The sequence below is a fragment of the Oxalobacteraceae bacterium OTU3CAMAD1 genome (assembly GCA_024123915.1).
GTDB lineage: Bacteria > Pseudomonadota > Gammaproteobacteria > Burkholderiales > Burkholderiaceae_D > Rugamonas.
In genome coordinates, this window is sequence record CP099650.1 from 282,780 (window position 1) to 308,388 (window position 25,609).

General features: G+C 65.7%; 23 protein-coding genes, 1 tRNA gene and 1 pseudogene. 14 read left to right on the plus strand and 11 right to left on the minus strand.

Features of this window, described 5'->3' with window-relative positions; all coding sequences use genetic code 11:
- Window positions 1-56: 56 nt before the first annotated feature.
- Entirely contained in the window at window positions 57-1,034 is a 978-nt protein-coding gene (locus NHH88_01095) for an aldo/keto reductase (GenBank protein ID USX14425.1), read from the plus strand.
- A gap of 27 nt (window positions 1,035-1,061) precedes the next feature.
- On the opposite strand, the gene NHH88_01100 is transcribed toward NHH88_01095, so the two are convergent.
- The 5 genes and pseudogenes from NHH88_01100 to NHH88_01120 form a co-directional block, all read right to left on the minus strand.
- On the minus strand, window positions 1,062-1,673 hold the full coding sequence (locus NHH88_01100; GenBank protein ID USX14426.1) for a M15 family metallopeptidase: 612 nt from the start codon (window positions 1,671-1,673) through the stop codon (window positions 1,062-1,064).
- 265 nt (window positions 1,674-1,938) lie between these two features.
- Window positions 1,939-2,730 (minus strand): annotated as a pseudogene (locus tag NHH88_01105) (N-acetylmuramoyl-L-alanine amidase).
- A gap of 19 nt (window positions 2,731-2,749) precedes the next feature.
- Entirely contained in the window at window positions 2,750-3,652 is a 903-nt protein-coding gene (locus tag NHH88_01110; GenBank protein ID USX14427.1) for an ATPase, read from the minus strand.
- Entirely contained in the window at window positions 3,652-5,337 is a 1,686-nt protein-coding gene (locus NHH88_01115; GenBank protein USX14428.1) for a family 10 glycosylhydrolase, read from the minus strand. The genes NHH88_01110 and NHH88_01115 overlap by 1 nt, the downstream gene beginning before the upstream one ends.
- 124 nt (window positions 5,338-5,461) lie before the next feature.
- Window positions 5,462-6,730, minus strand: coding sequence for an MFS transporter (locus NHH88_01120; GenBank protein USX14429.1), 1,269 nt, complete (start codon window positions 6,728-6,730; stop codon window positions 5,462-5,464).
- Window positions 6,731-6,819: 89 nt separating this feature from the next.
- On the opposite strand from NHH88_01120, the gene NHH88_01125 reads away from it, so the two are divergent.
- The gene (locus NHH88_01125) at window positions 6,820-7,059 is read left to right on the plus strand and encodes a hypothetical protein (protein ID USX14430.1); all 240 of its coding nucleotides are present in this window, start codon (window positions 6,820-6,822) and stop codon (window positions 7,057-7,059) included.
- A 165-nt stretch (window positions 7,060-7,224) separates the two neighbouring features.
- Here the strand turns inward: NHH88_01125 and NHH88_01130 are convergent, their stop codons facing one another.
- From NHH88_01130 to NHH88_01140, 3 genes are read right to left on the minus strand one after another with little or no spacing between them, the layout of a single operon-like run.
- A complete protein-coding gene (locus NHH88_01130) occupies window positions 7,225-8,175 on the minus strand; it encodes an AraC family transcriptional regulator (protein USX14431.1) in 951 nt (316 codons plus the stop codon).
- A complete protein-coding gene (gene murQ, locus NHH88_01135) occupies window positions 8,147-9,025 on the minus strand; it encodes an N-acetylmuramic acid 6-phosphate etherase (protein USX14432.1) in 879 nt (292 codons plus the stop codon). The genes NHH88_01130 and murQ overlap by 29 nt, the downstream gene beginning before the upstream one ends.
- 22 nt (window positions 9,026-9,047) lie before the next feature.
- Window positions 9,048-9,788, minus strand: coding sequence for a GntR family transcriptional regulator (locus tag NHH88_01140; protein ID USX14433.1), 741 nt, complete (start codon window positions 9,786-9,788; stop codon window positions 9,048-9,050).
- A gap of 163 nt (window positions 9,789-9,951) precedes the next feature.
- Between NHH88_01140 and NHH88_01145 the strand changes: the two genes are divergently transcribed.
- The 11 genes from NHH88_01145 (at window position 9,952) to NHH88_01195 (ending at window position 22,335) form a co-directional block, all read left to right on the plus strand.
- Window positions 9,952-10,410 (plus strand): YchJ family metal-binding protein, encoded by a 459-nt coding sequence (locus tag NHH88_01145; protein ID USX14434.1) that lies wholly within the window; start codon window positions 9,952-9,954, stop codon window positions 10,408-10,410.
- Window positions 10,411-10,452: 42 nt separating this feature from the next.
- The gene (locus tag NHH88_01150; protein ID USX14435.1) at window positions 10,453-12,075 is read left to right on the plus strand and encodes a methylcrotonoyl-CoA carboxylase; all 1,623 of its coding nucleotides are present in this window, start codon (window positions 10,453-10,455) and stop codon (window positions 12,073-12,075) included.
- A gap of 8 nt (window positions 12,076-12,083) precedes the next feature.
- Window positions 12,084-13,034 (plus strand): prolyl oligopeptidase family serine peptidase, encoded by a 951-nt coding sequence (locus NHH88_01155; GenBank protein ID USX14436.1) that lies wholly within the window; start codon window positions 12,084-12,086, stop codon window positions 13,032-13,034.
- Window positions 13,035-13,036: 2 nt separating this feature from the next.
- Window positions 13,037-13,825, plus strand: coding sequence for an enoyl-CoA hydratase/isomerase family protein (locus tag NHH88_01160; protein USX14437.1), 789 nt, complete (start codon window positions 13,037-13,039; stop codon window positions 13,823-13,825).
- A 16-nt stretch (window positions 13,826-13,841) separates the two neighbouring features.
- Window positions 13,842-15,188 (plus strand): adenosylmethionine--8-amino-7-oxononanoate transaminase, encoded by a 1,347-nt coding sequence (bioA, locus tag NHH88_01165; GenBank protein USX14438.1) that lies wholly within the window; start codon window positions 13,842-13,844, stop codon window positions 15,186-15,188.
- Window positions 15,189-15,190: 2 nt separating this feature from the next.
- A complete protein-coding gene (gene bioF, locus NHH88_01170) occupies window positions 15,191-16,399 on the plus strand; it encodes an 8-amino-7-oxononanoate synthase (protein ID USX14439.1) in 1,209 nt (402 codons plus the stop codon).
- On the plus strand, window positions 16,396-17,214 hold the full coding sequence (bioD, locus tag NHH88_01175; protein ID USX14440.1) for a dethiobiotin synthase: 819 nt from the start codon (window positions 16,396-16,398) through the stop codon (window positions 17,212-17,214). Before bioF ends, bioD begins: the two co-directional genes overlap by 4 nt.
- Window positions 17,215-17,242: 28 nt before the next feature.
- Window positions 17,243-18,292 carry a biotin synthase BioB gene (gene bioB / locus NHH88_01180; protein USX14441.1) on the plus strand — a complete coding sequence of 350 codons (1,050 nt, stop codon included), beginning with the start codon at window positions 17,243-17,245 and terminating at the stop codon, window positions 18,290-18,292.
- A 129-nt stretch (window positions 18,293-18,421) separates the two neighbouring features.
- Window positions 18,422-20,467: an acetyl/propionyl/methylcrotonyl-CoA carboxylase subunit alpha gene (locus NHH88_01185; protein ID USX14442.1), complete on the plus strand. Its 2,046-nt coding sequence runs from the start codon at window positions 18,422-18,424 to the stop codon at window positions 20,465-20,467.
- A 21-nt stretch (window positions 20,468-20,488) separates the two neighbouring features.
- Window positions 20,489-21,421, plus strand: coding sequence for a glyoxylate/hydroxypyruvate reductase A (locus tag NHH88_01190; GenBank protein USX14443.1), 933 nt, complete (start codon window positions 20,489-20,491; stop codon window positions 21,419-21,421).
- Window positions 21,422-21,423: 2 nt separating this feature from the next.
- The gene (locus NHH88_01195; protein ID USX14444.1) at window positions 21,424-22,335 is read left to right on the plus strand and encodes a hydroxymethylglutaryl-CoA lyase; all 912 of its coding nucleotides are present in this window, start codon (window positions 21,424-21,426) and stop codon (window positions 22,333-22,335) included.
- A gap of 157 nt (window positions 22,336-22,492) precedes the next feature.
- On the opposite strand, the gene NHH88_01200 is transcribed toward NHH88_01195, so the two are convergent.
- From NHH88_01200 to NHH88_01210, 3 genes are all read right to left on the minus strand, one after another.
- Entirely contained in the window at window positions 22,493-23,227 is a 735-nt protein-coding gene (locus NHH88_01200) for a LytTR family DNA-binding domain-containing protein (GenBank protein USX14445.1), read from the minus strand.
- Window positions 23,224-24,525: a histidine kinase gene (locus tag NHH88_01205; GenBank protein USX14446.1), complete on the minus strand. Its 1,302-nt coding sequence runs from the start codon at window positions 24,523-24,525 to the stop codon at window positions 23,224-23,226. The genes NHH88_01200 and NHH88_01205 overlap by 4 nt, the downstream gene beginning before the upstream one ends.
- A gap of 164 nt (window positions 24,526-24,689) precedes the next feature.
- Window positions 24,690-24,766: transfer RNA gene (locus NHH88_01210), tRNA-Pro, on the minus strand.
- A gap of 123 nt (window positions 24,767-24,889) precedes the next feature.
- Between NHH88_01210 and NHH88_01215 the strand changes: the two genes are divergently transcribed.
- A complete protein-coding gene (locus tag NHH88_01215) occupies window positions 24,890-25,549 on the plus strand; it encodes a hypothetical protein (protein ID USX14447.1) in 660 nt (219 codons plus the stop codon).
- Window positions 25,550-25,609 lie beyond the last annotated feature (60 nt).

Below are 25,609 nucleotides of genomic sequence, written 5' to 3' on the forward strand. Positions count from 1 at the left end.
GTGGATTTTTTTTATGGTGGCATACTTGAATCCAAGCTATCGACATGGAGGCAATCATGAAACAACGCAATTTGGGCAATCAAGGGTTGACGGTATCGGCGCAGGGCCTCGGCTGCATGGGCATGAGCAACACCTACGGCCCGGCCGACCAGACCGAGGCGGTCGCCACGCTGCACCGCGCGGTCGACCTTGGCGTGAATTTCTTCGACACCGCCGAGCAATACGGTCCATATGAGAATGAAGCGCTGCTGGGCCGCGCCTTTGCCGGGCGTCGCGGGGAAGTCATCCTCGCCACCAAGTTCGGCTTCGACATCCGCGACGGCAAGACCGTCGGCGTCACCAGCGACCCGGCCGGCATCCGCGCCAAGGTCGAAGGCTCGTTGCGCCGGCTGAACACCGACTACATCGATCTGCTGTACCAGCACCGCATCGATCCGCTGGTCCCGGTGGAGGAGGTGGTCGGCGTGATGGCCGATCTGGTCCGCGAGGGCAAGGTGCGCTATCTCGGGCTGTCCGAGGCGGGCGTGGCCAACATCCGCCGCGCGCACGCGGTGCACCCGATCAGCGCGGTGCAAAGCGAGTATTCGCTGTGGGAGCGCAACCTGGAGGCGGACGTGATCCCGGCGCTGCGCGAGCTCGGCATCGGCCTGGTGGCGTTCAGTCCGCTGGGACGCGGCTTTCTGGCCGGCACCGCCAAGCGCGCGGAGGAATATCCGCCGAGCGACTTCCGCCATCTGGACCCGCGCCTGCAAGGCGGGAATTTCGACCGCAACATGCAGGCCGCCGCCATCGTGCGCGAGCTGGCCGACGCGCGGCGGGTCACGCCCGGGCAAATCGCGCTGGCGTGGGCGATGCACAAGGGCGACGACATCGTGACGATTCCCGGCACGCGCCGCCGCACGTATCTGGAGCAGAATGTGGCCGCAGCCGAGATCGCGCTCGATGCCCGGGAGATGGGCGTACTCGACAACGCGTTGAAGCAGGTCGCGGGGCCGCGCTATAGCCAGGAGCGGATGGCGATGGTGGACCGGTAAAAAATCCTCCCGGCGGGGCGCGTGGCGTTACAGCACGCGCGCGTAGTCCCGCCGCACCTTCAGCCGATCACCGCAGTCGAAGTGCCACCATTCGCTGTTGATGCCGACAAAGCCGGCCTGGAACATCGCCCCCCGCAGCCAGCGGCGGTTTTCAATGTGCTGCATGCTCAACTCACCCCGCGCCAGCAAAAGTGCCTCTTTGGCCGGATGCGAGCGCTCACTCAGGTCGTCAAAACCGGTCCCCATGTCCAGCTCGGAGCCTTGCGCGTCCACTAGCGTGACGTCCAGTGCCATGCCGAACGAGTGGATCGAACCACGCGTCGGATCGGCGATATAGCCGAGCAGATCGGTTCCCTGCAGCGCTTGCCACAGTTGCTCCTGCACCCGTTGCGGGCGCAGGGCGTCCAATACTAAAAACTTGTAATCCGGACGGCGCGCCGCCAGCCATGCGACTGCCCGCTCGAGCGCGGCCGCCGCATCTTTATGCAGAAAGGAACAGTCCAACGGCGAGTAGAGATCCCTGCCGACAAAGTTGTCCGGCGTCGCGTAGCGCAGATCGACGGCGATTCCCTGGATGGTGTCGAGATGACGAAAATCTGGGTGGCCGGCAATCGTTTCGCAGTGGATGGGAGACGTCATTGCCGGCACCGGTGGCTTATTGGGACTCGACCGGCTCGGTGACGGGCACCGGTTGCGGAGGCACGGCCGGGGTCACCGGCGTTGGCACGGGCGCAACAGGTGCAGGCGTTGCGGGCAACGGCGTGACTGGCGTCGGCGAAACCGGCGCTGGCGAAACAGGCGCGGATGTTACGGGCTGAGGTGCCACAGGCGCCGGTGCCGGCACCGCCGGCGCAACAACCGCCGGCGCTGCCCCCGCACCCTGCGCCGGCAACGAAGGCAGCGGGCTAGTCAACACATCCAGAATCGCCGCCGTCTCCGCATCCGGCATGCCGTCGAACAACGACTGCCGATACTTCGACTGGAACACCGTCAACACATTGCGCGTCGCCTGATCGAACTGCCCGGTCTGCGGCACCGCATAGCCATGCTGCGCCAATTTAAGCTGGAACCACAGCACATCCGGCAACTGCTGCTGATACCCCGGCAGGCGCGCGGCCACGCGGCTCGGCTCCGGCCACGTGACCAGCCCGGCGTCGGCCAGCTGCTTCCACGGAAACATCGGCCCCGGATCCTGCTTGCGCTGCGGCGCGATATCGTTGTGGCCGAGAATATTCTCCGGCTTGATGCCATGGCGCTTGACGATATCCTTGAGCAGCAAAATCAGCTGGTCGATCTGCGCCTGCTTGAACGGATACCACACCCGTCCCTGCGGCGATTCGGTGAAGCCGGGGTTGACGATCTCGATGCCGATCGACGCCGAGTTGAGCTGGTTGTAGATCTTCCAGCTGCTGATGCCGGCGTGGTTCGACTGTCGCGATTCATCCACCAGCGCGTAAAAGAACGGCTGCTCGGTATCGGTCAGCAAATAGTGCGCGCTGACATCCTGCTGCGTCAAAATCTTGATCGAGCGCGGCAGGTCCGACACCGTGTAGTGCAGGATGATGTACTTGACCCGGTCGCTCTGCCCGCGCGAGGTCAGGCTGCGGTCGATGCGCGGCTCGCTCGGCGGCACGGTGGCGCAACCGGCCAGCAAAGCCATCATGGTGGACAAAACGGTGAGCGGAACGATCTTCATGGGCAATCTCGGCAGCGGTTCAATTTAGTGAGTTTAGAGCAATACGGGCCGCCGCGTGGTGCGCTTGTGTTTCGCGCTGCGTCAGTAACAACGCTTCGGGCAGCGCCGCGCGCATCGTCAGCGCGATCAGCGGATGCAAGGTGGCTGCGCGTCCGGCCAATGCAATGGGGCGCGGCCCATAGCGGCGCACCAGCGCCAGCGCGATGCGCGCCAGTTCGCGCCCGGCTTCTTCCAGGATGCCACGCGCGACCGGGTCGGCGTCGGCGCTGGCGGCGACGGCCAGCGCCAGCCGCCCGATCGCGCCCCGCTCCTGCCCATAAATGAACTGGCGCGACAAGGCCCAGTCGCTGCCGCCGACTTGGTCGAACACCGCGCGCGCCATGGCCGAGCGCCGCCACGCGCCGGGCTCCTCGTCCTCCAGCCGCCAGATGTGGCGCATCGCCTCGCGCGCGATCCAGAAGCCGCCGCCGCCGTCGTCGAGGGTCACGCCCCGTCCGCCGGCGCGGTGGAACTGGCCGTCCGGCGCGATCCAGGCGGCGATCGAGCCGGTGCCGGCGTACACCAGATAGCCCTCGCTTGGCGCGAAGCCGTCCAGATAGGCGATTTCGATATCGCTGCGCACCGTCACGGTGGCCGGCGCGACGTTCAGCAGCTCGGCCAGCCATTGCGCCGGCAACCTGGCGGCGCCGTCGAAACCGGTCAGGCCGGCGCACACTGCCACGGGGCGGCCGGCGGCCAGCACCTGCCCCGCCAACGTGGCGAAGACGGCGCGCACGGCCTCGCGGCCGGCGTCATTGCCCATCTGCGTGGCCGACATGCCGTCAACCGCACCCTCTGCGACGATGACGCCGGCCGAATCGGCCAGGGCCCAGCGGGTTTGCGTGCCGCCCGCGTCGATGCCGAGGCCCAGGCCGTTCACCATCAGCTCCGTTTGTAGACGCTGATGCGCGGGCTTTCGTTGCCCAGCCGATCGACGGCGCTGACCACCACCATCTCGGCCGCCTGCCCGGCCGCGTCATCCGCCAACAGCAGCACCGCACGCGACGCGGGCGCCACGGCGAAGCGCCACTCGGAACCGTAGCGGCTCCAGATCGCGTAATGCGTCACCGGCTTGCCGCCGCCGGCCGCCAGGCGCAGCCCCACGCCCTGCGATTCGCGCTTGGCGGTCGCGCTCGGCGCGGAAGGCAGCTCAGCCCCCAGCCACGGCGTGGCCGGCGACAGCGCCGGCGCCTGGTAAGTGCGCGCCTTGAGCTGGTCGGTGATGCCCTTGCGGTTCTCCATCAGCGCGGCGATCGAAAAGTGCAGGTGGCCCCTTGCGCCGGCGCGGCTGCGCGTGACGCCGATCTGCTTGACGATCTCCTCCGGCGCGAACGTCTTGGCGGTGTTGTCGATGCGGCTGGTGTAGAGCCCCGGCCAGACATGGCGCCCGCGCGTATTCTGCGCCAGCCAGTAGTCGAGCAGCACGTCGAACGCCTGCGGCGCCTGCGCCACCGGCCAGTACAGCTGCGGCGCCAGATAGTCGAGCCAGCCGTTGTTGAGCCACAGCTCGGCGTCCGCGTACAGCTTGTCGTACTGGCTGAGGCCGACGATGCCTGCGGGACGCCGGTCCGGCCGGCCGATGCCGAACGGGCTGATGCCGAAGCGCACCCAGCTCTTTTCCTTGTGGATGCCGATGTACAAGGCCTGGATCAGCGAATTAACGTTCTGGCGCCGCCAGTGCGGCCGGTCCAGCGTTCCGCCGCCGAGCAGATAGCGCTGCCAAGACGGCTGGTCCGGGAATTCGAGTTCCTGCTTGCCGCCCGCGCCGCCGCCGTCGAGCGCCACGCCCTCGGGGCCGGCCGCGTTGGGCGTGTCGATCGGGTACGGATAGAAATAATCGTCGATGTGCACGCCGTCGATGTCGTAGCGGCGCACCACGTCGAGGATGACGTCAAGCGTGCGCTGCGAGGCGGCCGACTCGCCCGGGTCCATCCACAGATAGCGGCCGTAGGTCTTGACCGCCTCCGGGTTGGTGTTGGCGATATGGTTGCGCGCCAGCGCCGACTTGGCCGTCGCGTGGCGGGCGCGGTAGGGATTGAACCACGCGTGCAGCTCGAGCCCGCGCGCGTGCGCCTGCTCGATCCAGAACTGCAGCGGATCGTAGCCGCCCTTGGGCGCGCGGCCCTGCTGGCCGGTCAGGAACTCCGACCACGGCTCGAGCTCGGACGGATAGATGGCGTCGGCGCTCGGGCGCACCTGCAGCACGATGGCGTTCAGGTTCAGCGCCTTGCAACGCTCCAGGATAGCGATGGCCTCGGCCTGCTGCTTCTCGGAACTCAGGTTGCTGCGGCTGGGCCAGTCGATATTGGCGACGGTCGACACCCAGGCCGCGCGGAACTCGCGCGGCGCCGGCGGCGGCATGTTCGGATCGAACGGCGGCGCCGGCGGCGGCGCGATGGCGCCGGGCTGGCGCGGCGTGCCGGGCGGGGGCGCGGGCGGCGGCGCAGTGGCGCCATCGGCGACGGGCGCCGTCGGCGTGCTTGAACAACCCTCCAGCAGCGCCGCCATAACGCCGGCCACGCCGGCGGTCAAGGTCAGCCGTTTCTTTGCATTAAAAACCAAAACCATTCCCCGATACAGTTGAGCCTAGTATTGTAATGCGGAACCCGCACGGCCACGCGGGGTCGTACCCAACCGGGTACGCCCCCTAAGCGGCAAAGCTGGCGCTTAGGCAAAAGCGGGCGGGTTGGGCTTATTTCTTACCGAATTCAGCCGGAATAGTCACCCTTGCCGTCATGAAAAACGCCGGCAAGGTTGAAATACATGCCCAGATGAAAAAGTTTTGATAGCCGAGGTGGTCCTGTATCCAGCCGCTGACCATTCCCGGCAACATCATGCCCAGCGCCATGAAGCCGGTGCAGATCGCGTAATGGGCGGTCTTGTGCTCGCCGTCGGCCACCAGGATCATGTACAGCATAAAGGCGGCGAAGCCGAAGCCGTAGCCGAACTGCTCGACCGCCAGGCAGGCCGAAATGAGCACGATATCGGTCGGCAAGGCCGTCGCCAGGTAGACGAACACCAGGTCCGGCACGTGCATGATGAACACCATCGGCCACAGCGCGCGCTTGAGGCCGAAGCGCGAAATGACCACGCCGCCGGCCAGGCCGCCCAGCACCAGCGCGCACACGCCGATGGTGCCGTAGACCAGGCCGAACTCCGACGTCGTCAAGCCCAGGCCGCCCTGGTCGCGCGGATCGAGCAGGAACGGCGCCGCCATTTTGAGCAACTGCGCCTCGCCCAGCCGGTACAGCAGCAGGAAGCCGAGGATGGCGCCGATTCCCGGCTTCTGGAAAAAGCTGCGGAAGGTATTGATGAAATCGGTCCACAACGCGCCGCCGCCGGCATGGCTGCGGTCCGAATCCGGGCGCGGCAAAACAAAATGGTGGTAGGCGCACAGCAGCAGGAACAGCGCCGACATCACGCCGAACACCACCGACCAGGCCCAGGCCGGATCGCCGCTGGACTTGATCAACTCGCCGGCCATGTAGACGATGCCGCCCTGGCCGGCGATCATCGCCAGCTTGTAAAACGCGCTGCGCACGCCGACGAAGGCGGCCTGCTGGCCCTGGGTCGGCAGGCCCAGCATGTAATAGCCGTCGGAGGCGATATCGTGGGTGGCCGAGCTGAACGCCATCAGCCACAGTACGGCCAGGCTCAGGGCGAAGAACTGCGGCAGGTGCAGCGTCAGCGCCACGCACGCCAGCGACGCGCCCGTCAACAACTGCAGCAGCACGATCCAGCGCCGCTTGGTGCCGACCAGCTCGACCAGCGGCGACCACAGCGGCTTGATCACCCACGGCAGGTACAGCCAGGCGGTATAGAAGGCTAGATCGGTGTTGGAGATGCCCAGGTTTTTGTACATCACCGTCGACAGCATCATCACGGCGACGTAGGGCACGGCCTGGCTAAATGAAATGCTGGGCACCCAGCTCCACGGGTTGCGTTGTTGCGCTGACTTCATACTTCCTTTCGCGGCTGCCGCTGCTGTTATGCTCACGGCAGTTACCATACGCACACAACGAACAGAACGCAACCGAACGCCGCCAAATCATGTACCTGCTGACTTTTTTGCTGATCTTCCTGTCCTACCCGCTAATGTTCCTGTTGGTGACCATCTTCCTGTTCGGTCCATTGAACATGTATCTTGGCTACCGCGCCTACCGGGGCACGCTGGCCAAGCGTCCCGGCCTCAGCTTCGGCCAAAAGTTGTGGGCCGCACGGGCACTGCTGGCGGCGGCAGCCTCGTTCGCCTTCCAGTACTACATCTTTTCCACGGGGTACAGGGCATAACCCGCCCCCGGAAGCGCTGCGGAAAAACCACGGAAATACGTAGGGCGGATTAGCGCAGCGTAATCCGCCATGCATGCGTTTCGACGGCGCATGCATTGGCGGATTACGGCGTTCCGCCTAATCCGCCCTACGTGTCTCCGAGGTTATTCACAGATCCGTGCCGCGTCACAATATCGCCGCCCGGCCCCGCAGCCGGCTGGCGTCGGTGGCCGGCGCCTCGCCATACAGGCGCCCATACTCGCGGCTGAACTGCGAGGCGCTGTCATACCCGACCTTGAACGCCGCCTGCGCCGCGTCCATGCCCTCGGCCACCATCAGCCGCCGGGCCTCCTGCAAGCGCAACCGGGCGCGGTACTGGATCGGACTCAAGTGCGTGATCAACTTGAAATGCGCATGCAGCGACGACGGACTCATGCCGGCCTGCTCGGCCAGGATATCGATCGTGATCGGCTCGCGGTAATGGTCCTTGATCCAGCCGATGGCCCGCGACACCTGGTTCAGGCTGCGGTCGCCGGTGGCGATATGATGCATCACCGCCCGCGCCGGCCCGGTCGCCAGCCGATAGATGATTTCCTGCTCGATCAGCGGCGCCAGGGTGTCGATGTCGGCCGGCGTGTCGAGCAGTTCCACCAGCCGGGTGAACGCGTCCACCAGCTGCGGCGTCATGTCGTGGACCGCCAGCCCGCGCACCGGACCGGATATCCCATCCCGCCGTGCGGCGGCGTCGACTTTCAACGCCAGCTTGGTCAACTCCGGCCGGTTGAACCGGTAATACACGCACAAATAGGGCCGCTCCACCGTGGCCTCGGTCACCGCGCCGACGGCCGGGACATCCACCGCCGCGATCAGATAACGGGTACTGTCGTAGTTCAATATCTGCTCGCCCGCCAGCACCTGCTTGCTCCCCTGCGCCATCACGCAAATCGAGGGTTCGTAGACCGCCGGCATCGGCGTGGTCGGCGTGGACGAGCGGATCAAGGTCACGCCGGGCAGGGCGCAATCGTGCATGCCATCGGCGGGCGCGTGGCGCAGCATCAGTGAGGTCAGTTTGTCGAGCATGATGATGACGGAATGATAGTCCAGGCCGCTACCGCAGCGCCGCGCGCACGTCGCCACGCGCCGCTTCCAATAGTCCCTGCGCCTGCTCGACACCGAGCTTTTTAAGCAGCGCGACAATGGCGACCTTGACCTGGAAATGGCATTGCTCCAGCACGCCGCGCGCGGCGTCGGCATCGGCGCCGGTGGCGTGCATGGTCAGCTGGATGGCGCGCTCGACCAGCTTGGTGTTATTGGCCTGCACATCGACCATCAGATTGCCGTAGACCTTGTGCAGCCGCACCATCAGCGCGCTCGACAAGGTGTTGAGCACGATCTTTTGCGCCGTGCCCGCCTTGAGCCGGGTGCTGCCGGAAATCACTTCCGGCCCCGTATCGAGCACGATGCCGACGTCGGCCCCGGCCGCCAGCGGCGTGCCGGCATTGTTGGCGATGCCCACCGTCAAGGCGCCCACCGTGCGCGCCGCCTGCAGCGCGCCCAGCACATACGGCGTGGTGCCCGACGCGGCCACCAGCAGCACCACATCGTTAAAGCCCGGATACAGCAACCTCAGGTCGGCGGCGCCCTTGGCGCGGTCGTCCTCGGCGCCCTCGACCGCCTCGAACATCGCGCCCAGGCCGCCGGCGAGCAGGGCCACGGCGCGCTGGTGCGGCCAAGAAAAGGTGGGGAACAGTTCGACGCTGTCGAGAATGCCCAGCCGGCCAGAGGTGCCGGCGCCGACATAGATCAGGCGCCCGCCGCCGGCGATGCGCGGCGTCATCGCCTCGACGGCGGCGCTGATGGCCGGCGCGGCCGCTTGCACCGCGCGCACCGCGTGCGCCTGGTCGTCGATCAGCGCATCGACCAGCAATTCCACCGGGTACCGGTCCAGTTCGGGGTGCTGCGTACTCGGCGTCTCGGTTTTCAGCATGGATAGAGAGGAGGGCGGTGGGTCAGGTGGCGCGGCGCATCTCGGCGACGAAATCGTAATGGTCACTATGACAATAAGAATGCGTCAACTCCATCGCCTCGCCCGATTCCAGATAAGCAATACGCGTAATGTACAACACCGCCTGCCCCTCCGGCACGCCGAGCTGGCGCGCCAGGTCGGCCGAGGCGTTCATGGCGCGGATGTGCTGCAGCGCCCGCACCGGCGACTGGCCGATGCTGTCCAGATACTGGTACAACGAGGCGCCGACCGCGTTCGGGTCGTTGAGCACCGTCTGCGGCAGCACGCTGACCTCGTAGGCCATGACGACATCGTCGGCCAGCCGCAGGCGCTCGAGCCGCGCCACCTTTGAATACGGCGACAGGCCCAGGCTCAGTTGCTCCTCGGGCGTGGGCGTGACGATCGCCCGCTTGAGCCAGCGCGAGCCCGGCACGTGGCCGCGCTGCTGCAACTGCTCCGAAAAACTGGTCAGGTTCGACAACGGCTGCTCGATGCGCGGCGCGATATAATTGCCCGACCCGCGCCGGCGCACCACCAGGCCCTGGTCGACCAGCTGGTCGATCGCCTTGCGCGCGGTCACCCGCGAGACGTTGAGCAACTCCGACAACGCCCGCTCGGACGGCAGGGCCTGGTCGACCTGATAACGACCGTTATGCACATCGTCGCTCAATTTCCGGGCAATCTGCATGTACAGGGGCGAACTGTCGTTGGCGTCCGCCTTGAATTCAAAACCACTCTGGCTCATTTGTTTCTCCTAACCCCCCTAGTGTAATAGCGATACGCAAGCCCGTGCGCCCGCAAGGCGCTAAAACACACTATTTAGTGCGCCCGGCGAAACTCCGGGCGGTGCGCAAGCGGCCCATTTGGCGGATAATGCTGGCTTGTCACACCAGCCCGTCCTGCCACCCATGTCCAAGAAGTCCGCCGCGCCAGCCGGCTGCCCTTGCGGCGGCCCGTCCCTCGCGGCCTGCTGCGGCCCCTATATCGATGGCGCCGCCATCCCGCCCACCGCCGAAACGCTGATGCGCTCGCGCTATACCGCCTATGGCCTGCGCGACGAGCCCTACCTGCTGGCCACCTGGCATCCAAGCACCCGGCCGACCGAGCCGATCATAAGCGATGAAGAAAAATTGCAATGGCTGGGACTTGAGGTAAAATCTGCTTTACGTTTACGTCAACGTAAAGCAGAAGTTGCATTGCTGGCAACTGCGGAGACAACTGATCCGGACCGCGACACGGTCGAATTCGTCGCCCGTTTCAAGGTCAACGACAAGGCGCAGCGCCTGCACGAGATCAGCAACTTCGTGCGCGAGCCGGCCGAGGGCGGCCCGCGCTGGTTCTACGTTGACGGTAGTTTTCCCGAATAAACATCACGACGCGTGCGAGACCACGCGCACAAAGGAAAAACAATGCCGCAGATCGAAAGCAAGCTCAATCCCCGCAGCGAGGACTTCAAGGCCAACGCCGCCGCCATGCAGGCCGTCGTCGACGACCTGCGCGCCAAGGTCGCGAAAATCGCGGCCGGCGGCGGCGAGGCGGCGTCGGCCAAGCACGTCGCGCGCGGCAAACTGCTGCCGCGCGACCGCGTGCAGATGCTGCTCGATCCCGGCACGCCCTTCCTCGAACTGTCGCAGATGGCCGCCTACGGCATGTACCAGGACGCCAACGGCGCCGACGCCGCGCCGGCGGCCGGCATCATCACCGGCATCGGCCGCGTGGCGGGGCAGGAATGCGTCATCGTCTGCAACGACGCCACCGTCAAGGGCGGCACCTACTACCCGATGACGGTCAAGAAGCACTTGCGCGCCCAGGAGATCGCCGACCAGAACAACCTGCCGTGCATCTACCTGGTCGATTCGGGCGGCGCCAACCTGCCCAACCAGGACGACGTCTTCCCCGACCGCGACCACTTCGGCCGCATCTTCTATAACCAGGCCAACCTGTCGGCCAAGGGCATCCCGCAGATCGCCGTCGTCATGGGTTCTTGCACGGCGGGCGGCGCCTACGTACCGGCCATGAGCGACGAATCGATCATCGTCAAGGACCAGGGCACCATCTTCCTCGGCGGCCCGCCGCTGGTGAAGGCGGCCACCGGCGAGGTGGTGACGGCTGAGGACCTGGGCGGCGGCGACGTCCACACCCGCCTGTCCGGCGTGGCCGACCACCTGGCGCAGAACGATTTGCACGCGCTGTCGCTGGCGCGCACCATCGTCTCGAATCTGAACCGCACCAAGCCGCAGCAGGGCGCGTTGCGCGAAGCGGAGCAGCCGAAATACGCCACGGAGGAACTGTACGGCGTGATCCCGGTCGACACCCGCAAACCGTTCGACGTGCGCGAGGTGATCGCCCGCATCGTCGACGGCAGCGAATTCGATGAATTCAAGGCGCGCTACGGCACCACCCTGATCTGCGGCTTCGCCCACATCTTCGGCATGAAGGTCGGCATCATTGCCAACAACGGCATCCTGTTCTCGGAATCGGCGCTCAAGGGCGCGCACTTCATCGAGCTGTGCGCGCAGCGCAAGATCCCGCTGGTGTTCCTGCAAAATATCACCGGCTTCATGGTCGGGCGCAAATACGAAAACGAAGGCATCGCCCGCAATGGCGCCAAGATGGTCACCGCCGTCGCCACCGCCGCCGTGCCCAAGTTCACCGTCATCATCGGCGGCAGCTTCGGCGCCGGCAACTACGGCATGTGCGGCCGCGCCTTTTCCCCGCGCTTCATGTGGATGTGGCCTAACGCCCGCATCTCCGTCATGGGCGGCGACCAGGCCGCGTCGGTGCTGGCCACCGTCAAGCGCGACGGCATCGAGGGCAAGGGCGGTTCGTGGTCGGCGGAAGAGGAAGCCGCCTTCAAGCAGCCGATCAAGGACCAGTACGAGCACCAGGGTCACCCTTATTACGCCACCGCGCGCCTGTGGGACGACGGTGTCATCGACCCGGCCGACACCCGCATGGTGCTGGGCCTGGGCCTGTCGGCCGCGCTCAACGCCGAAATCCCGGACACCAAGTTCGGTGTCTTCAGGATGTAACGACGACCATGCGCCATCGACTGCAACCCCGTCACCGTCTGGCCGCGACGCTGTGCATCTTGCCATGCGTGCTGGCGTGCGCCCGCGCCGTCGCGCAGGAGGGCACGCAAGAGCGCACACAGGTGACGATGTTGCAGCCGTTGACGGGACCCGCGCAGCGGCTGCCGATCGTCGACAAGCGCATGGGCGAACAGGTGGTCGATGTCCCCGCCACCATCGGCGGCGACCCGATCACCCTGCAAACGACGATCTTCAAACCACCGGGCAACGGCCCGTTCCCGGTGTTGTTCATGAATCACGGTAAATCGGGCGGCGCCGACGCCCACCAGCAGGAACGCGCGCGCTACGTCGTGCTGTCGAAGCAGTTCATCCGGCGCGGCTACGCGGTCGTCATCCCGATGCGGCTCGGTTTCGCCGGCTCGGGCGGCATCTACGTCAACTCCCACTGCCGCGCCGAGAAAAACGGCGACGACCAGGCCAATTCGCTGTTCTTCGCGATGCAATACGCGATGAAGCAGCCGTGGGCGGATCAAACCCACGTGCTGCTCGCCGGCCAGTCGCACGGCGGCCTGACGGCCATCGCCGCCGGCAGCCACAATATCAGCGGCGTGCGCGGCGTCATCAACTTCGCCGGTGGCGTCAACAGCCGCTCCAAATGCGACTGGCAGGGCGCGCTGGTCGACGCCTTCAAGGCCTATGGCGCGCGCAGCAAGGTGCCGACCCTGTGGTTCTACGGCGCCAACGACGCCCACTTCGGCCCCAAGCTGGCCGAGGATCTGTACGCGGCCTACACCGGCGCCGGCGGCAAGGCGCAACTGGTCGCCTTCGGCCCGTTCAAGAAGGACGCGCATACCATGGTCCTGAGCGGGGACGGCGTGCCGATCTGGCTGCCGGAGACCGAACGCTTTCTCAAAACGATCGGCATGCCGACCGAAATCAAGTACGCAATCAAGGAGTAGGCATGGCTTTCACCTCACTGACCATCGCGCGCGAAGCGAAAACCGCCACCGTCACGCTGAACCGGCCGGACACGCGCAACGCCTTCAACGAAGAGACCATCGCCGAACTCACGCGCGCCTTCCGCGAGTTGGGTGCCGACGACGAGCTGCGCGCCATCGTGCTGGCCGCGAACGGCCCGGCCTTCTGCGCCGGCGCCGATTTGAACTGGATGAAAAAAATGGCGGGCTACACGCACGCCGAAAACCATGCCGACGCCCTGCAACTGGCGGAGATGCTGCGCGCGATCTACCTGTGTCCCAAGCCCGTGGTGGCGAAGGTGCAGGGCGATTGCTACGCCGGCGGCATGGGCCTGGTGGCCGCATGCGATATCATCGTCGCGGTCGACGAGGCCAACTTCTGCCTGAGCGAAGTGAAACTGGGATTGATCCCCGCGACCATTTCGCCCTACGTGATCAAAGCCATGGGCGAGAACGCGTCGCGCCGCTACTTCCTGACGGCGGAGCGCTTCTCCGCCCGCGAAGCGCTGCGCATCGGCTTCGCCCACGAGGTGGTGGCCGCCGACGCGCTCGACGCCAAGGTGGCGGAGATCGTCAAGGCGCTGGTCAACAACAGCCCGAACGCGGTGCGCCAGGCCAAGGCGCTGGTGCGCGACGTGGTCGGGCAACCTGTGAACGACGCGCTGCTGGCCGACACCGCCGAGCGCATCGCGCATATCCGCGCATCGGAGCAGGGCCGCGAAGGCGTGGCCTCGTTCCTGGAAAAGCGCAAGCCGAACTGGCTGACGCATTAAAGAAATCGGAGTTTCCTTGCAAGACAAAACACAAAGCGAATGGGTGGCACGCAGCCTGCGCAGCGTATGGCACCCGTGCACGCAGATGCAGCACCACGCGCAGTTGGACAACCCTGTCCCTTTGATCCCGGTCAGCCGGGGCAAGGGCGCGTGGCTGTACGACCATGAAGGCCGCCGCTACCTGGACGCGATCAGCTCCTGGTGGGTCAATCTGTTCGGCCACGCCAACCCGCGCATCAACGCCGCGCTGAAGGACCAGCTGGACACGCTGGAACACGCCATGCTGGCCGGCTTCACGCACGAACCGGTGATCGAACTGTCGGAAAAACTGTCGGCGCTGACCGGCCATGTGCTGGGTCACAGCTTCTACGCCAGCGACGGCGCCTCGGCGGTGGAAATCGCGCTCAAAATGAGCTTCCACTCGTGGCGCAACAACGGCAAGGCCGGCAAGCAGGAATTCGTCTGCCTCAAGGGCAGCTACCACGGCGAGACCATCGGCGCGCTGGCCGTCACCGACGTCGCGCTGTTCAAGGACGCCTACGGCCCGCTGCTGCGCGCCTCGCAGACGGTGATGTCGCCGGACGCCCGCAATGCCAACGCCGCCGAAGGTGAAACGGCCCAAGACATGGCGCGCCGCGCCGCCGCCGACGTCGAACGCCTGTTCGTGGAAAAAGCCGACAAGATCGCCGCCATCATCATCGAGCCGCTGGTCCAATGCGCCACCGGCATGGCGATGCACGACCCGCTTTACCTGAAACTGGTGCGCGAACTGTGCGACCGCCACCAGGTGCACCTGATCCTCGACGAGATCGCCGTCGGCTGCGGCCGCACCGGCACCTTCTTCGCCTGCGAGCAGGCCGCCGTCTGGCCGGACTTCCTGTGCCTGTCCAAGGGCATCAGCGGCGGCTACCTGCCGCTGTCGCTGGTGATGACGCGCGACGAGATCTACCAGGCCTTCTACAGCAGCGACGTCACGCGCGGCTTCCTGCACTCGCACTCGTACACCGGCAACCCGCTGGCCTGCCGCGCGGCGCTGGCGACCTTGCAAATCTTCGAGGAGGACGATGTCCTCAACGCCAACAAGGCCAAGGCCGCGCGCCTGACGGCCGCGCTGCAACCGCTGGCGCAGCACAAGCAGGTGCGCAACTTCCGCCAGCGCGGCATGATCTGGGCCTTCGACGCCATCGGCGCCACCCCGGACTTTTCGCGCCGCTTCTTCGCCACGGCGGTCGAGCATGAACTGCTGATGCGCCCCATCGGCGCCACCGTCTACATGATGCCGCCGTATATCCTGAACGACGATGAAATCGACGGCCTGGCCGCCAACACGCTGGCCGTGTTCGACAAAACGATGGCGGGCTGACGATGAAGCTCCTGAATCAACTCACGCAGCAGCTGCGCGCCCTCGACGAGCAAAGCCTGATCCGCAAGCGCCGCACCGTCGACACGCCATGCGGCGCCCGCGTGTCGGTCGACGGCCGCCAGTTGCTGGCCTTCTGCAGCAACGACTATTTGGGCCTGGCCAACCACCCCAAGCTCAAGCTCGCGCTGCAGGAAGGCGCGGCGATTTATGGCGTCGGCAGCGGCGCCTCGCACATGATCAGCGGGCATGTCCGCGCCCACGCCATGCTGGAGGACCGCCTGGCCGAATTCGTCGGCGCCCATCTGGAGTCCGCGCGCGCGCTCACCTTCTGCACCGGCTACATGGCCAACCTCGCAATCATCACCGGCCTGACCGCCGGCGACCGCGAGGCCGAAATCTTCTCCGAGTCGCTCAACCACGCGTCGCTGATCGATGGCGCCCGCCTGTCGCGCGCCAAGGTCACCGTCTACCCGCACGCCGACCTGGAGGCGCTGGGCGCCATGCTCGCGGCCAGCAACGCCGCTACCAAGCTGGTAGTGACGGACAGCGTCTTCAGCATGGACGGCGACCTGGCGCCGCTGCCGGCCCTTCTCGCGTTGTGCGAACGGCACGGCGCCTGGCTGGTGATCGACGACGCCCACGGCTTCGGCACCCTGGGCGGTCATGGACGGGGCGCACTGGAGCATTTCAACCTGCGCTCGCCCTACCTGGTCTACATGGGCACGCTGGGCAAGGCGGTCGGCGTCGGCGGCGCCTTCGTGGCCGCCCACGAGACCGTGATCGAAACGCTGATCCAGAAGGCCCGGCCCTACATCTTCACCACCGCCACGCCGCCGGCGCTAGCGCACGCCCTGCTGACCAGCGTTGACCTGATCGAGGGCCAGGAAGGCATAAAACGGCGCGCGCACCTGGCCGCATTGGTGGCACAATTGGACGATGGCCAGGTTGGGCTCAAACTTCATCGCTGGCGGCGTTTGCCGTCGATGACGGCGATCCAACCTATCCTGATCGGCGATAATGCCGAAACCATGCGCGCCGGCGCGGCCTTGTACGAACAAGGGCTGTGGGTCGGCACTATCCGTCCGCCAACCGTCGCACCAGGCACGTCGCGCCTGCGGGTGACGCTGTCGGCGGCCCATAGCAGCATGGAAGTGGCGCAGTTGATCACCGCGCTGAATAATTTGGATGCCTTCGGAAAGGACGTCAGATGAGTCTCGATGATCCCGTCATAGCAGTCGACATACCGTCCGACGCGCCAGCGGTTGATGAGGTACTGGAGCAGGAGCCAGAGGTGCAACCGGCGGTGCTGGCCGGCGGCCTGCCGCCGCGCTTTTGCTGCTTCGTCACCGGCACCGACACGGAAATCGGCAAGACCCTGGTCTCGTCGGCGATGCTGCACGCCCTGGTGAAGGCCGGCGTGCGCGCCTGCGGCATGAAGCCGGTGGCCGCCGGCGCCGAGCTGCGCGACGGCGAATGGCACAACGACGACTGCGACCAATTGGCCGCCGCCGGCAATGTCCACCTGCTGCCGACCATCACCACGCCGTTCCTGCTCAAGGAGCCGGCCGCGCCGCACATCGCCGCCGCGCTCGAGGGCATCACCATTTCGGCGGTGCCGATCCTGGCGGCCTATGTCGAAATCAACGCCGCCTCCGACGCCGTGGTGGTCGAAGGCGTCGGCGGCTTCCGCGTGCCGCTCAACGACGAATTCGACACCGCCGACCTGGCCGAGCAGCTCGCGCTGCCGGTGGTGCTGGTGGTCGGCCTGCGGCTCGGCTGCATCAGCCACGCGCTGCTGACGGTCGAGGCGATCGAGTCGCGCGGCCTGACCGTGATCGGCTGGGTCGCCAACGAAACCCAGGCCGACATGGCCTTCGCCGACGAAAACGTCGCCGCGCTGGCGCAGCGCATCGACGCGCCGCTGCTGGGACGCATCCCGCGCCTGGAGAACCCCAGCGCGGAAGCCGCCGCCGCCCATATCGATTTTACCGAGCTGCCCAACTGGCCAACCCGGAACAAACTTTGAACGAACTTTGAACAGACAAGGAAACACAATGTCCATGACCACCCTCCAAGAACCTAAAACCGTCGCCCTGCACCGCCCGACCGCCGCGATCACCCTGCCGCCGGCGGCAACCTGGCCGCTGGAAGACGTGATGGCGCTGTTCGACCTGCCGTTCAATGACCTGATGTTCAAGGCCCAGCAAACGCACCGCCTCAACTTCCCGGACGGCGACGTCGAACTGGCCACGCTGTTGTCGATCAAGACCGGCGGCTGCGAGGAAGACTGCGGCTACTGCCCGCAGGCGGCGCGCTACGACACCGGCGTCGAAGCCAAGAAGATCCTCGACATCGACACGGTGCTCGACGCGGCCCGCCAAGCCAAGGACAACGGCGCCACCCGCTTCTGCATGGGCGCCGCCTGGCGCAGCCCGAAGGAGCGCGACATGGACAAGGTCGAGGAGATGGTGCGCGAAGTGAAGGCGCTCGGCCTGGAAACCTGCGCCACCCTGGGCATGCTGGAGGAAAGCCAGGCGCAGCGCCTGAAGGACGCCGGCCTGGATTACTACAACCACAACCTGGACACCGCGCCCGAGTTCTACGACAACGTCATCTCGACCCGCGAATACCAGGACCGCCTGGACACCTTGGGCCGCATCCGCGAAGCGGGCCTGAAGGTCTGCTGCGGCGGCATCGTCGGCATGGGCGAGACGCGCCTGCAGCGCGCCGGCTTGATCGCGCAGCTGGCCAACCTGAACCCGTATCCGGAATCGGTGCCCGTCAACCACCTGGTGCAGGTCGAAGGCACGCCGCTGTACGGCATGGACCCGCTGGACCCGTTCGAATTCGTGCGCACCATCGCCGTCGCCCGCATCACGATGCCGAAGGCGCGCGTGCGGCTTTCGGCTGGCCGCCGCCAGATGGGCGAAGCGGTGCAAGCGATGTGCTTCATGGCCGGCGCCAACTCGATCTTCTACGGCGACAAGCTGCTGACGACGGAGAATCCGGAAGCGGAGGACGACCGCAACCTGCTGGCGAAACTGGGCCTCAAAACCCGTGGCGCCGTGCTGGAATCGGCGCCGAAGGAAAAGTGCGGCTGCTAATCCGCAAAGCTATGCAAACCCGTAAGGCCATGCGGGGTCGTACCCCTTGGGGTACGACCCCATCTCCCGGACACCGGCGGGCCAATAACACGGTGGTGGGTTAAAAACAAAAAATAATCGGAGACAAAAATGTTCACCAAAATCCTGATCGCAAACCGTGGCGAGATCGCCTGCCGGGTCGCCGCCACCGCTCGCCGCATGGGCATCAAAACCGTCGCCGTCTACTCCGAGGCCGACGCCAACGCCAAGCACGTCGCCGTCTGCGACGAAGCGGTGCTGATCGGCCCCGCCGCCGCGAAAGAAAGCTACCTGTGCGGCGACAAGATCATCGCCGTCGCCAAGGCCACCGGCGCGCAAGCGATCCATCCCGGCTACGGCTTCCTGTCGGAGAACGCCGCCTTCGCCGACGCCTGCGCCGAAGCGGGCTTGGTCTTCATCGGCCCGCCGGCATCGGCGATGCGCGCGATGGGCTCCAAGTCCGCCGCCAAGTCGCTGATGGAAAAGGCCAACGTGCCGCTGGTGCCGGGCTATCACGGTGAACAGCAGGACGCCGACTTCCTGCATACGCAAGCCGACAAGATCGGCTACCCGGTGCTGCTCAAGGCCTCGGCCGGCGGCGGCGGCAAGGGCATGCGCGTGATCGAAAACTCGGCGCAGTTCAAGGACGCGCTGGCGTCGTGCAAGCGCGAGGCGATCAGCTCCTTCGGCGACGACAAGGTGCTGGCGGAGAAATACCTCCAGCGTCCGCGCCACATCGAAATCCAGGTCTTCGCCGACACCCTCGGCAACTGCATCTACCTGTTCGAGCGCGATTGCTCGGTGCAGCGCCGCCACCAGAAGGTATTGGAGGAAGCGCCGGCGCCGAACATGACGGCCGAACGCCGCGCCGCGATGGGCGAGGCGGCGGTGGCCGCCGCCAAGGCGGTCGGCTACGTCGGCGCCGGTACGGTGGAATTCATCGCCAACCAGGACGGCTCGTTCTACTTCATGGAGATGAATACCCGCCTGCAAGTCGAGCACCCGGTCACCGAGATGATCACCGGGACCGACCTGGTGGAATGGCAGCTGCGCGTGGCCGCCGGCGAACCGCTGCCGAAACAGCAGCACGAACTGGCCATCAAAGGCCACGCCATTGAAGCGCGCATCTACGCCGAGAACCCGGAAAAAGGCTTCCTGCCGTCGATCGGCACCCTGCGCCATCTGGCCACGCCGGACGCCGTCTCGTTCGAGCTTGGCGCAGGCTCGTCTGTCAGCGTGCCGGCCGGCGTGCGCATCGATTCCGGCGTGCGCGCCGGCGACGCCATCTCGCCGTTCTACGACCCGATGATCGCCAAGTTGATCGTCTGGGGCGCGGACCGCAAACAGGCGCTGGCCCGCATGGCGCAGGCGCTGTCCGAATACCAGGTGGTTGGCCTGGCGACCAACATCGCCTTCCTCAAGCGCCTGGTCGAAGGCCAGGCCTTCTCCACCGCCGATCTGGACACGGGCCTGATCGAACGCAATCAGGACGCCCTGTTCCCGGCGCCGCAGGCCGCGCCGAAAGCCGCCCTGGCCCTGGCCGTGGTGTCGCTGATCGCCGCCGAAAAACAAAGCGCCGCCGCCCAATCGCGCGCCAACCCGGCCGACCCGTGGGGCCAGGCGCTGGGCTGGCGCATGAACCAGCCGTACGTGCGCGCGCTGTCGTTCAGCGACGAATTCGCCAGCGACCAGCCCTACGCCGCCCACGTCAGCTACCGCGCCGACGGCTGGCTGTTCAGCGTGGGCGCGGGCGCGCAGCCGGAAGCCCTCAGCCTCACCGCCGAGGGCGCGGACGGCTACAGCATCAAACTGGGCGACCAGGCCGTGCACGGCGCGGTGCGTCGCGACGGCGACGTGCTGCACGTCTTCACCGGCGGCGCGCACTACCAGTTGACCTACAACGACCCGATGGCCCACGCCGGCGAGACGGAGGCCGAAGGCGGCCGACTGACCGCGCCGATGCCGGGCAAGGTGGTCGCGGTGCTGGCCGCCAAAGGCCAGGAAGTGAAGAAAGGGGACGCCCTCGTCATCATGGAAGCCATGAAAATGGAACACACCATCGCCGCGCCGCACGATGGGGTGGTCGATGACATCCTCTACGGCGTTGGCGACCAGGTGGCCGATGGCGCACCGCTGCTGGCGTTCAAGACGGCGTAAAGAGAGATCAGGGAGATCATCATGCGCATTCTTCTACATCGCGCGGACGGCAAGACCGAGCCGTGGATCAAGGACTTCACCAAATTCCTGCCCGAGGCGGAATTCGAAATCTGGCACGCCGGTGAAACCAGCCAGCCTTGCGACTACGCGGTGGTGTGGTCGCCACCCGAAGCCATGCTGCCGGAACTGGCGCAGGTCAAGGCGATCTTCAACACCGGCGCCGGCGTCGACGCGCTGCTGCGCTTCGGCGACGCCATTCCGCGCGAGGTGCCCATCATCCGCCTCGGGGACGCCGGCATGGCGGTGCAGATGGCCGAATACGTCACGTACTCGGTGCTGCGCTACTTCCGCCGTTTCGACGAATACGAGGCGCAGGCGCGCTCCGGCCTGTGGGCGCCGCTGCCGCAACATACCAAGGGCGACTTCCCGGTCGGCGTGCTGGGCATGGGTGTGCTGGGCACGCGGGTGCTCGAAGCGCTGGCGCCGTTCGGCTTCCCGCTGCGCGGCTGGAGCCGCAGCGAAAAACGCGTACCGGGCGTGCAGTGCTACCACGGCAGCGATGGACTGGACACCTTCCTGCGCGGCAGCCGGGTGCTGGTCTGCATGCTGCCGTTGACGCCGGAGACGTCCAACCTGGTCGACCGCACCAACATGGGCAAGCTCCCGGCGGGCGCCTTCATCATCAACGTCGCGCGCGGCGCGCACATCGCCGAACCGGACCTGCTGTCGCTGATCAAATCCGGCCACATCGCCGCCGCGACCCTGGACGTGTTCCGCAACGAGCCGCTGCCGGCGCAGCATCCGTTCTGGCAGGAGCCGCGCATCACGATCACGCCGCACATCTCGGCGCTGACCCTGCGCCGCGAAAGCGTGCAGCAGATCGCAGAGAAAATCCGCAAGCTCGAAAAGGGCGAACCCGTCGCCGACATCGTCGACCGCAACCAAGGATATTGAAGATGAACAGTCTGCCCCGGCAAGTGAAGATCGTCGAAGTGGGACCGCGTGACGGCCTGCAAAACGAAAAAGCCAGCGTGCCAGCCGCCGTCAAGATCGAACTGGTGGACCGCCTCACCAGCGCCGGCTTCCAGAACATCGAGGCGGCGTCCTTCGTCTCGCCGAAGTGGGTGCCACAGATGGCCACCAGCACCGAGGTCATGGCCTGCATCGCGCGCAAGAACGGCGTGATCTATTCGGCGCTAACGCCCAACATGCAGGGCCTGACGGCGGCGCTGGCCGCGCGCGCCGACGAAGTGGTGATTTTCGGCTCGGCGTCGGAGGCGTTCTCGCAAAAGAACATCAACTGCTCGATCGCCGAATCGATCGCCCGCTTCGAGGACGTGGCCAAGGCGGTCAAGGACAACGGTCTACGCCTGCGCGGCAGCATCAGCTGCTCGTTCGGCTGCCCGTACCAGGGCGACGTACCGCTCGACGCGGTGGCCGACGTGGTGGGCCGCATGCGCGACCTGGGTTGCGACGAAATCGACATCGCCGACACCATCGGCGTAGCCACGCCGCGCAAGACGCAGGCGGTGATGGAGCGCGCGATCCGCGAGTTCCGCGTCGACGGCCTGGCGGGGCACTTCCACGACACGTACGGGCAGGCACTGGCCAACATCTACGCCAGCCTGGAGGTGGGCATCTCGATCTACCACTCGTCGGTGTCGGGGCTGGGCGGCTGCCCTTACGCCAAGGGCGCGACCGGCAACGTCGCCACCGAGGACGTGCTGTACCTGATGCAGGGGCTGGGAATCGAGACCGGCATCGACCTCGATATCGTGGTCGATGCGGGGCAGTTTATCTCGCACTTCCTCGGCCGCAAAGGCGCCAGCCGCGCCGGCAACGCCATCGCCGCCAAGCGCGCGAACTAGGTAATATCACGCATTATCGACGGCCCACACATGGCGGATTACGGCGTGCCGCCTAATCCGCCCTACGTGTCTCCGTGGGCCATTTTCGGTCGCGTTACGTGGAGACACGTAGGGCGGATTAGCGCAGCGTAATCCGCCATCTGCGATCCGCCGCCGACTACATCTGTCGGAACTGGCGCGTGAACGCCTCGCTCACGGCAAGCCGCTCCGAGCGCCCCTTCAAATAAATTTCCATCGAAGCCCCATCGCGGTCGATACGCTCGATCGCCTCCAGATTGACGATCGCCCCGCGATGCACCTGCGCGAACTGTCCCGGGTCGAGCTGCTCGATCAAACTTTTCAACGGCACGCGTATCAACGCGTCGCCGGTGGCGGTCACCACCCGCGTGTACTTGCCGTCCGACGTGAAGAACTGTACGTCCTTCACCATCACCAGCCGCACCGAGCTGCCGGTCGACGCCTTGATCCACTTCAAATAAGCCGGCGCCGCCGCCTTGCCGAACAACCGTTCCCACACCTCCGGCGCCACCACGCGGCTTTCGCGGCTCTTCAACCGCTTTACCGTCTGCAGCAGGCGCGCCGCTGAAAGAGGCTTGACCAGATAATCGGCGGCACCGGCATCGAAGGCATTCAAAGCATGCTCCGCATACGCCGTCACAAAAACGATCTGCGCCGATTCCGGTACATGGCGCGCCACCTCCAGCCCATTCAAGCCCGGAATCTGGATATCGAGGAAAACAATATCGGGCCGCAGCGCCTCCAGCATCGCGACCGCCTCGATGCCGTTTTCCGCCTGGCCCGCGATCTCCAGCTCGGGCCACAGCATCGCCAGCTGGTCCACCAGTTCGGCGCGCAGCAGCGGCTCGTCCTCGACGATCAAGGCGCTGGTCATGCCGCCTCCAACACGGGCATTGGCACCGACAGCGTGGCCTCGACACCGCCATCGTCCAACGCCTCCACCGTCAACGACGCCCGCTCGCCATACAACAGCTGCAAGCGCTCATGGATGTTGGCCAGGCCGAGCCCCTGGCCCGGCTGGTCGCTCAGGCCCGCGCCGTTGTCGCGCACCGCCAGCCGCAGCGCGTCGCTATCGACGGTCGCACGGATCAGCAACTCGCCGGGGCGGGTAGCGCTTTCCAGCCCATGCTTGATCGCGTTTTCCACCAGCGAAATCAGCATCGCCGGCGGAAACGGCAGCATGCGCAGCGCGTCATCGGCGTCGATGCGGAAGCGCAGCCGCTCGCCCATCCGTATCTGCATGATGGACAGGTAATCGCCTGCCAGCGCCAGCTCGCGCCCCACAGTGGAAGACACGGAGCGCATGTCCGGCAGGGCGTTTTGGAGATAGCCGACCAGGTGGTCGAGCATCAGCTGCGCCGTGTCGCCGTCGGTGCGGATCAGGTATTTCAGGTTGGCCAGGGTATTGAACAGAAAATGCGGCTCCACCTGCGCCTGCAGCGCAGAGAGCTTGGCGTTGAGCGCGGCGCGTTCCAGCTCATGCTCGCGCCGCGCAAGTTGCAGCGTGTGGTGGCGGCGCTTCAATTCGGCACGCAGATGATCGGACACCGTTTGCACCTCGCGCCATGCTTCGCCCTTTTGTAGCTGGAAAAACGACAGGCCAAAGCGGCGTCGAACGTGGACTTGCGCCTGTTGTCCCGGCTCGCCAGTCACCCGTACCTCCATGCTCTGCCAGAGCCGCATCATGCGCGAAGGCGCCAGCAAAATCCGCCCCTTGAACGACTGGTGCCAAAACGCGGCGGGACCCGGATATCCGAGCGCCAGGCCAAGCGCGAGGCCGGACAGCGTTTCGGCGCACAGATCATAGGTACTGAGCGGATCGAGCGGCGAGGGCAGCGTCAGGTGCGGACGCGACGAGATCATCTCCGGCGTCAACGTGACGCCTGCCTCGCGCAGCCCCCGCAAGTGCTGCCAGGCCATTGAAATCGTCGCCGGGCAAAAACCGGCGAAGATAGCAAGCGCAGGACCGAAATATAGCCAGTTGGAAGCGTCGGGCGCGCGGCCCAGCGACCAGAAAATGAAGGTCACGGGAAGCGCCAGGCAGACGGTAAGGAGTAGCGCGGTCACCGACAGATAGCGCAACAGCGTCTGCCACAAATATCTACGTACCAGTCGCGCGTCGTGCTCGACCTGCGGCACTTTGGCGTTGAACGGCAAATTGGACGACATCATGGCACCACCTCCGGTTTGAACTGAAGGCATTCTAGCGAGCGGACCTGCGTGCCGGGCACCCATGCGACCGACAGCCGAATTTGGGGGATGAATACGGTTTAAAAACCGAAAACCAATGGAAAAACCCCCGTTTGACGTTGCCATCAAACGGGGGTTTTAGATTCTGGTCGGAGTACAAGGATTCGAACCTTGGACCCCCTGGTCCCAAACCAGGTGCGCTACCGGGCTGCGCTACACTCCGAAGAAGCAAGATAATACAAGCTGCCCCAGTATCCGTCAAGTGCCCCTATGAAAATCATTATGTACCACGGCCGATTTTTTTCAAGGTAAGATCCCGGGGTATGCATAACTTAACTAAAAAGCCATGAGCGCGACCTTGACCCTGGGCGAGCCCGCACGACTGCGGCGGCCCGGCATGGTCTGGGGCATCGCCGTTTCGGTGGTTTTGCATGCGCTGTTGATCTTCGGCTACCGGCTGACCTCGCCCCAGGCACCGGCCGAGCTGCCGCCGAAGGAAACACTGACGGTGTGGCTGGTGCCGCCGCCCAAGCCGCCGGCGCCGGTGGTCCTTAAGCTTGAGCCGCCACCGATCAAGCAGGTCCAACCGCGCGAGCGGGATAAGAAGGTCGAGGTGGCCCGGGCCAGCAAGCCAGCGCCAGCGGAAACGCCGGAAGAAAAGCCGTCGCAGGCGATCACGTTGCCAGCGCCAGCGCCAGCGCCAGCCAACAATCTGCCCGATCCGCTATATCCCGAACAACAGAAGCAGCAGCAGACCAAGCAATTCGATATGAACGCAGCGTTGAAGACGGCGCGTAAAGTGGCTAGTGAGAAAGACCCGGCGCGCGCGGGCTTGCCGGTCGCGCAGCTGGACGACCATCCGCTTTATCCGGAACGGACGGCCACCGAGCTGGCGACCAAGATGGAAGGCGCCAAACGTAAAAGTTGTCTTAACCAGCCCGGCGGCAACCTGTTGACCCCGTTATTTTGGTTGTTGGAGAAGAAGGATCACGGCTGCAAGTTTTGACCGCTGGCGTTGTTGGCGGCTCACAGATGGCGGATTACGGCGTGCCGCCTAATCCGCCCT

Coding starts and splice junctions, on each gene's coding strand:
- NHH88_01095 (USX14425.1), top strand. CDS start 57: ATGAAACAACGCAATTTGGGCAATCAAGGGTTGACGGTATCGGCGCAG.
- NHH88_01100 (USX14426.1), bottom strand. CDS start 1,673: ATGACGTCTCCCATCCACTGCGAAACGATTGCCGGCCACCCAGATTTT.
- NHH88_01110 (USX14427.1), bottom strand. CDS start 3,652: ATGGTGAACGGCCTGGGCCTCGGCATCGACGCGGGCGGCACGCAAACC.
- NHH88_01115 (USX14428.1), bottom strand. CDS start 5,337: ATGGTTTTGGTTTTTAATGCAAAGAAACGGCTGACCTTGACCGCCGGC.
- NHH88_01120 (USX14429.1), bottom strand. CDS start 6,730: ATGAAGTCAGCGCAACAACGCAACCCGTGGAGCTGGGTGCCCAGCATT.
- NHH88_01125 (USX14430.1), top strand. CDS start 6,820: ATGTACCTGCTGACTTTTTTGCTGATCTTCCTGTCCTACCCGCTAATG.
- murQ (USX14432.1), bottom strand. CDS start 9,025: ATGCTGAAAACCGAGACGCCGAGTACGCAGCACCCCGAACTGGACCGG.
- NHH88_01140 (USX14433.1), bottom strand. CDS start 9,788: ATGAGCCAGAGTGGTTTTGAATTCAAGGCGGACGCCAACGACAGTTCG.
- NHH88_01145 (USX14434.1), top strand. CDS start 9,952: ATGTCCAAGAAGTCCGCCGCGCCAGCCGGCTGCCCTTGCGGCGGCCCG.
- NHH88_01150 (USX14435.1), top strand. CDS start 10,453: ATGCCGCAGATCGAAAGCAAGCTCAATCCCCGCAGCGAGGACTTCAAG.
- NHH88_01155 (USX14436.1), top strand. CDS start 12,084: ATGCGCCATCGACTGCAACCCCGTCACCGTCTGGCCGCGACGCTGTGC.
- NHH88_01160 (USX14437.1), top strand. CDS start 13,037: ATGGCTTTCACCTCACTGACCATCGCGCGCGAAGCGAAAACCGCCACC.
- bioF (USX14439.1), top strand. CDS start 15,191: ATGAAGCTCCTGAATCAACTCACGCAGCAGCTGCGCGCCCTCGACGAG.
- bioD (USX14440.1), top strand. CDS start 16,396: ATGAGTCTCGATGATCCCGTCATAGCAGTCGACATACCGTCCGACGCG.
- bioB (USX14441.1), top strand. CDS start 17,243: ATGTCCATGACCACCCTCCAAGAACCTAAAACCGTCGCCCTGCACCGC.
- NHH88_01185 (USX14442.1), top strand. CDS start 18,422: ATGTTCACCAAAATCCTGATCGCAAACCGTGGCGAGATCGCCTGCCGG.
- NHH88_01190 (USX14443.1), top strand. CDS start 20,489: ATGCGCATTCTTCTACATCGCGCGGACGGCAAGACCGAGCCGTGGATC.
- NHH88_01195 (USX14444.1), top strand. CDS start 21,424: ATGAACAGTCTGCCCCGGCAAGTGAAGATCGTCGAAGTGGGACCGCGT.
- NHH88_01200 (USX14445.1), bottom strand. CDS start 23,227: ATGACCAGCGCCTTGATCGTCGAGGACGAGCCGCTGCTGCGCGCCGAA.
- NHH88_01205 (USX14446.1), bottom strand. CDS start 24,525: ATGATGTCGTCCAATTTGCCGTTCAACGCCAAAGTGCCGCAGGTCGAG.
- NHH88_01215 (USX14447.1), top strand. CDS start 24,890: ATGAGCGCGACCTTGACCCTGGGCGAGCCCGCACGACTGCGGCGGCCC.